Annotated in this window: 6 protein-coding genes; 2 read left to right on the top strand and 4 right to left on the bottom strand. The window is 64.1% G+C overall.

The window, feature by feature from the left end; all coding sequences use genetic code 11:
- The first annotated feature begins 92 nt into the window (after positions 1-92).
- Positions 93-386 (top strand): hypothetical protein, encoded by a 294-nt coding sequence (locus NFX52_RS19500; RefSeq protein WP_055397528.1) that lies wholly within the window; start codon positions 93-95, stop codon positions 384-386.
- A 259-nt stretch (positions 387-645) separates the two neighbouring features.
- Here NFX52_RS19500 and NFX52_RS19495 read toward each other — a convergent pair whose 3' ends face one another.
- The 4 genes from NFX52_RS19495 to NFX52_RS19480 all read right to left on the bottom strand — a co-directional run bounded on the left by NFX52_RS19495 (position 646) and on the right by NFX52_RS19480 (position 4,965).
- Positions 646-1,785, bottom strand: a complete 1,140-nt coding sequence (locus tag NFX52_RS19495; RefSeq protein WP_055397530.1) for a zinc-binding dehydrogenase — start codon at positions 1,783-1,785, stop codon at positions 646-648.
- A 214-nt stretch (positions 1,786-1,999) separates the two neighbouring features.
- Positions 2,000-3,241 (bottom strand): MFS transporter, encoded by a 1,242-nt coding sequence (locus NFX52_RS19490; RefSeq protein ID WP_055397532.1) that lies wholly within the window; start codon positions 3,239-3,241, stop codon positions 2,000-2,002.
- Positions 3,242-3,244: 3 nt separating this feature from the next.
- Positions 3,245-4,240, bottom strand: a complete 996-nt coding sequence (locus tag NFX52_RS19485) for an alpha/beta hydrolase (protein ID WP_055397534.1) — start codon at positions 4,238-4,240, stop codon at positions 3,245-3,247.
- A gap of 254 nt (positions 4,241-4,494) precedes the next feature.
- On the bottom strand, positions 4,495-4,965 hold the full coding sequence (locus NFX52_RS19480) for a cyclophilin-like fold protein (protein ID WP_082437406.1): 471 nt from the start codon (positions 4,963-4,965) through the stop codon (positions 4,495-4,497).
- Positions 4,966-5,061: 96 nt separating this feature from the next.
- Here NFX52_RS19480 and NFX52_RS19475 point away from each other — a divergent pair, with 96 nt between their 5' ends.
- Positions 5,062-5,952, top strand: coding sequence for a LysR family transcriptional regulator (locus tag NFX52_RS19475; RefSeq protein ID WP_055397537.1), 891 nt, complete (start codon positions 5,062-5,064; stop codon positions 5,950-5,952).
- Positions 5,953-6,000: the final 48 nt, after the last annotated feature.

Genomic DNA, 6,000 nt, shown 5'->3' with positions numbered 1-6,000 from the left:
CGAACCCGCAAGGCGACTCACCGAACCCGGTTCAGGAATGGTTTTTGACCCGGCTTTTTTGAGACGCTTTTTAACCTTCAAGGATTTTCATCATGAACAAGACCGCCCGTTTCCTCTCCGTCGCTGCCGTTGCCGCTTTCGCTTCTTTTGGCGCCCAGGCTGACGAAGCCGACAGCTCGCAATTCGCCCTGAAGTTCGAAACGAACCGCACCCGCGCTGAAGTGGCCGCTGAAGCCGCAACCGTCGCCCAGACCCGCAGCCAGGAACCTGCTGGTTCGCGTGTGGTGACCTACACCTCCACCGCTGACCGCGCTGCCGTGCGTGCCCAGGCTGCCGAAGCACTGCGCACCGGCCAGATCCCCCACGGCGAATTCAGCGCCATGTAATTGGCAGACCAACTGCTTGAGATTGGTTGAAGCAGTTGCGGGACTTCCCATGGTGGTGGCACTTTGCATTTGCGGGTGGCGCTGCCATGGGGAGTGTTAACTGAACCGCAGGGGCGGGCAGGCAGATCGGGCTCCCTTTGGGAGCCCTTTTTGTTGGCGCACGCGGCGCCGGCTGGCTACATGGCACTTACCGAGCTTGCCTGGCGCCTGCCGTAATGGACCGTCCCTCAAGGCGCCGCAAGAGCCCCTGCAACGTCGCTTACAGCGACGGGTCGATCAATACCTTGGCCCCAGTATTGCGCGGGCCGTAGAACGCAATGGACTCGGCACTCAGCGCGCCTGCCAGCGACACGGTGCGCGCGTAGTGGCTGGCAAACGTGGTCTTCAGCTCGGCCGCCACGCGCTGGCGCAGCGCCTGGGTGGCCTCTTCGCCAATCTTCTGCAGAAACGGGAACAGCAGCCATCCCCCCATGCCCCAGGCCATGCCAAAGGTGCGGTGCACTTCGGTCGGGCGCGTGTCCAAGTGGCCGTACAAATAAACCTGCTTGTGCACGGCCGAGCCGTAGCGGCTGTATTCCTTGGCCTTGCGGTTGATGGCCGCCTCCATGCACTGCAGGATCTGCCCCGCCAGCGTGCCGCCGCCCGTGGCATCAAACGCAATGGTGGCGCCAGTGGCGGCCAGCGCGTCGGTCAGCTCGGCCATGAAATCGGGCGCACTGCTGTCGCACACGTACTGGGCACCCAGTTCGCGCAACAGTTCCGCTTGCTCGGGCTTGCGCACGATGTTGACCAGGCCGACACCATCCTTCTGGCAAATCTTGAGCAGCATCTGGCCCAGGTTGCTGGCCGCAGCGGTGTGCACCAGCGCGGTGTGGCCTTCGCGCTTCATGGTTTCGACCATGCTCAGCGCAGTCAGCGGGTTGACAAAACACGACGCGCCCTCAGCCGCCGTGGTGCCGGGCGGCAGCGGCAGACACTGCGCTGCAGGCATGGCGCGGTACTGCGAATACATGGCGCCACCAATCACTGCCACCGTGCGGCCCAGCAGCGCCTGCGCAGCGGGCGATGCACCCGCAGCCACCACCAGACCGGCGCCCTCGTTGCCCACGGGCATGCTCTGGCCCAGGCGTGCCGCCATGCCGGGCATGGCGCGCTCGGGGATGCGAGCCGTGGCCACCGGCCGCTCGGCCGTGCCCGCGACCTGCACGGTGGACAGATCAGACGGGCCCAGCAGCAGGCCAATGTCCGATGGGTTGATGGGCGTGGCCTGTACCTGAATCAACACTTCGTCAGGCCCTGGCGTGGGCACGGGTGTCGGCTCCAGGCTGATCTGCAAGGTGCCATTGGCTTGTACAAGCGAGCGCAGCTGCAGCGCGGTGGTAGGGATGGATGGGTTCATGGAGGACTCGCAGTGGGATGATGGAAATGGAGCCGCGCACATGAAGCGGCGCGACGTGGGGGGAGGCTGGGGTGCCAGCAGGTCACAGCCTCTCCACCTGCCGCGCCATTTTTCACCAGGACGCCGGGTTTTGCTGTCCCCTCGGTTTTGCACCCCACATCGCCGTCAGTTTGCTGGCGCGCAATGCACGCGTTCACCCCATCTCCTTCAACCTTCAACTACCGGCAAAAGCACGGCCCTCGGCCCTGCCAGAGCGCCAGGTCAGCAAGACCAGCAACGCGGCCACCACTAACAAAACAGCGCTGACGACAAAGGTGCTCTGGTATCCGCTGCGGTCAAACAGCAGGCCCCCCACCGTGGAGCCCAGGCCGATAGCCAGTTGGACCACCGCCACCATGAGACCGCCTCCGGCTTCAGCGTCTTTCGGCATCGACCGGGCGACCCATGTCCACCAGCCCACCGGCGCGGCCGTAGCCACCAGGCCCCACACACCCAGCAAGGCAGTGACAGCGGTGAGCTGGTCACCCAAACAGATCAGCGCGATGGCGATGAGCGCCATCAAGACGGGTGCCATGAACAGCGTTGGGTAAAAGCCTCTGGCCAGCGCCGCGCCGACGAGCGTGGTGCCCACAAAGCCCGCCACCCCGATCACCAGCAGGATGAACGACAAGGTGAACCCACCCACATGCGTGACGGTCTCCAGAAATGGACGCAGGTAGGTAAACAGCACAAACTGTCCCATGAAAAAGCAGCCCACTGCCAGCATGCCCACGGCAATCATCCGGCGCCGGAGCAGTCTGAAAACAAGGCCAGAGGCCCCAGAGCGCCGGGGCCCGGCAGGCATCGGCGGCAGGCTCACCCACTGCCAGATGAAGGCCAGTACCGCCACCGGCACCAGGCAGAAGAAAGCCCCGCGCCAGCCAATCACAGCCCCCAGATAGCTGCCGAGCGGCGCCGCCACCACCGTGGCCAGCGCGTTGCCACCATTGAAGATGGCCAGGGCCCGTGGCACCTGCTGCGCGGGCACCAGCCGCATGGCCGTGGCGGCCGACATCGACCAAAAGCCTCCCACCACCACCCCAATGAGCGCGCGCCCCACCATGTACACCGCGTAGTTCGGCGCCAGTGCAATGACCGCGCCAGATAAGCACATCAGAGCCGTAAGGCCCAGAAGCAGGGTCTTGCGGTCCATCCTGCCGGCCAGCGCTGCAATGCTCAGGCTGGTGAGCACGGCGAAGGCGCCCGATATCGCAATGCCCTGCCCGGCCCAACCCTCACTGACACCCAGGTCTGCGGCCATGGGTGTGAGCAGGCTGACTGGCATGAACTCAGACGCGATCAGCGCAAACACGCAGAGCGTCATCGCAAAAACGCCGCTCCAGCGCGCGGGCTGCGCCGCCGCCCCGTCTTCACCGCCTGTGTGGTGCGGCGGGGCGTCGCAAACCTGGGTGGTCATTGCTTAAGCCAGGTGTTTGCCAAAGAACGCCGTCAACTTGCCCCATGGGATCAGGTTCACACGGTCATACAGATCCACATGGCCCGCACCGGGGACGATGTGCAGCTCCTTCGGCTCGGCAGCGCGCTTGAAGGCGTCTTCGCTGAACTCCTTGGAATGCGCCTGGTCACCCGTGATGAAGAGCATGGGGCGCGGAGAAATCGTCTCGATGTCATTGAACGGGTAGAAGTTCATGAACTTGACGTTGCTGGTCAGCGTGGGGTGGGTGGTGGTTTTGGCTGAGCCGCCCTTGGGCGTGACCTCGCCACGCGGGGTGCGGTAGAAGTCATAGAACTCCCGCTGAATGGTGTGTGTGTCTGCCGTCAGCTCGTGCACCGTGCCACCGGTGTACTGGATGGCCCCGCCGGTGAATTCCACGTAGCGCTGCTCGGCAGCGGCGGCAATGATCTGCTTGCGCTGCTCCAAAGTCTGCGAGTGGTTCAGCGCATCACGGTTGGCAGCACCCATGTCGTACATGCTGACGGTGGCGATGGCCTTCATGCGCGGGTCGATCTTGGCGGCGCTGATGACAAAGCTGCCGCTGCCGCACACGCCAATGGCCCCAATGCGCTCGCGGTCCACCATCGCCTGCGTGCCCAGAAAATCCACCGCTGCGCTGAAAGCCTCGGCATAGATGTCTGGCGCCACCGCGTTGCGCGGCTGGCCCTCGCTCTCACCCCAGAAAGGCAGGTCCAGCGACAGCGCAACAAAACCCTGCTCTGCCATCTTGGTGGCATACAGGTTGGCGCTTTGTTCCTTGACTGCGCCCATGGGGTGGCCCACCAGAATGGCCGGATTTTTCTTGCTGCGGTCCAGATTCTTGGGCACAAACAGGTTGCCAGCCACCGCCATGCGGTACTGGTTCTTGAAGGTCACCTTGCGCACGGCCACCTTGTCGCTTTGGTAGAAATTGTCGGCGCCGCTGAGCTTGCCGTGCGCTGGCTGCGGCCCCGCTGCCATCGCACTACCACCCGCGGCAGACAGCCCGCCCCATACCGCCGCACCGAAGCCCGCCCGGATGAGGAAGTCGCGCCGATCCGAGGTGAGAGGGTCTGTGCCGGGTATTGGGTGCTGTGCGTGGATGGTGGAGAGTGTGTTGTGCATGTTCGATGCTCCTGGGCAGGTAGGAAATTGGGAAAGGACGAGAAATCGAGAAATGAAGGCGGGGGCCAAGGGCGCGCCTTCGTTGGACGCTCCAATGCTTTGTCCGCGCGTCAATCGCTGGCGCGTTCGATACGCACCTTCAAAGGCCCCTGGCGCTGCAACGCGGGCAGGCCCGTGTCCACTCTGCCGAGCCGCACCAGGCCGCGTGCATAGGCGTCATCGCCCACGAAAATCGCCAGATTGCCCCAGGGCGCGTAGTAGTTGATGTCACCTGTTTTGGGGGTGATGCCCGCCGGTGCCCCGTCCACCGACAGCTTGCGCGGCAGGGTGGCGATGCGTTCGATCTCCGCGTAGTTCTGCAACGTTAGCGACAGCGGCAGCTGGGCCACTAAATCGCGCGCTGCGGCGTTGTTGTCCAGGGTGGCGGTGGCAATGGCACCATCGATATGCAGATGAATTTTCATGGGGCCCTGCTGTGCAAAGGTGGTGGCGGGCATCACCCCGGCTGCCAGGGTGAATGCCAAGACGACACCCGCCAGGGCGCGGCGTTGGAAGGGGCGGGTGCTGATGCGTTGTGCCATGGCAAGAAGTTTGCCCAGCATTGCTTGCGCTGACTAGATAATGAATGGCGAATGGGTTTATAAGGCTGGCTAACCAATCAATTCAGAGAATCAGACATGGCGAGACGCAACCTGAACGATCTGCTGGCCTTTGTCACCGTGGCGCGCGAGGGCAGCTTCACCCGGGCCGCAGCCACTCTGGGCGTCACGCAGTCCGCGCTGAGCCAGACCATCCGTGGCCTTGAAGAGCGCCTGCAGATCCGGCTGCTCACACGCACCACGCGCAGCGTCTCGCCCACACCAGCGGGCGAACGCCTGATGCAAGCCATCGGTCACCGCTTTGACGAGATTGAGGCCGAGCTGGATGCGCTGACCGCACTGCGCGACAAACCCGCAGGCACTGTGCGCATCACCTGCGGCGACCACGTCATGCACACCACGCTGCTGCCCAAGCTCATGCCGCTGTTGCACAACAACCCCGACATCACGCTGGAGTTCGACATGAACTACGGCTTTCGCGACATCGTGGCCGACCGTTTTGACGCCGGGGTGCGCCTGGGCAACACCATCGACAAGGACATGATTGCCATGCCCATCGGCCCGCCGCTTCGCATGGCCGTGGTCGCATCGCCCAGCTACTTTGCCGCCCATCCCATTCCCAAAACCCCGCACGACCTGACGGCGCACCGGTGCATCAACCAGCGCATGCCTACCTCGGGCGGCCTGTACGTGTGGGACTTTGCGCGCAAGGGCAAACAGGTCAACGTGCGGGTAGATGGCCCGCTGATCTTCAACACCGCCCCGCCCCAGGTCGATGCAGCGTTGGCCGGGCTGGGCATTGCGCTGCTGCCCGAGGACGAACTGGCCACCCACATCGAAGACGGACGCCTGGTCCGAGTGCTGGAAGACTGGTGCCCACCGTTCGCGGGCTACCACCTGTACTACCCCAGTCGGCGCCAGCCATCGCCTGCGTTTTCGCTGGTGCTGCAGGCGTTGCAGCTGCGGTGAAGAGACTGCTTGCAAGCACGCGGGTGGCTAGAGATCACGAGGCTGCGA

Origin of the sequence: Acidovorax facilis, from assembly GCF_023913775.1 — a bacterium.
Taxonomy (GTDB): domain Bacteria; phylum Pseudomonadota; class Gammaproteobacteria; order Burkholderiales; family Burkholderiaceae_C; genus Acidovorax; species Acidovorax facilis.
Note: the sequence above shows the minus strand (reverse complement) of the source record. Positions and strands in the feature narration are given on the sequence as shown.

Coding starts and splice junctions, on each gene's coding strand:
- NFX52_RS19500 (WP_055397528.1), top strand. CDS start 93: ATGAACAAGACCGCCCGTTTCCTCTCCGTCGCTGCCGTTGCCGCTTTC.
- NFX52_RS19495 (WP_055397530.1), bottom strand. CDS start 1,785: ATGAACCCATCCATCCCTACCACCGCGCTGCAGCTGCGCTCGCTTGTA.
- NFX52_RS19490 (WP_055397532.1), bottom strand. CDS start 3,241: ATGACCACCCAGGTTTGCGACGCCCCGCCGCACCACACAGGCGGTGAA.
- NFX52_RS19485 (WP_055397534.1), bottom strand. CDS start 4,240: ATGGCAGCGGGGCCGCAGCCAGCGCACGGCAAGCTCAGCGGCGCCGAC.
- NFX52_RS19480 (WP_082437406.1), bottom strand. CDS start 4,965: ATGGCACAACGCATCAGCACCCGCCCCTTCCAACGCCGCGCCCTGGCG.
- NFX52_RS19475 (WP_055397537.1), top strand. CDS start 5,062: ATGGCGAGACGCAACCTGAACGATCTGCTGGCCTTTGTCACCGTGGCG.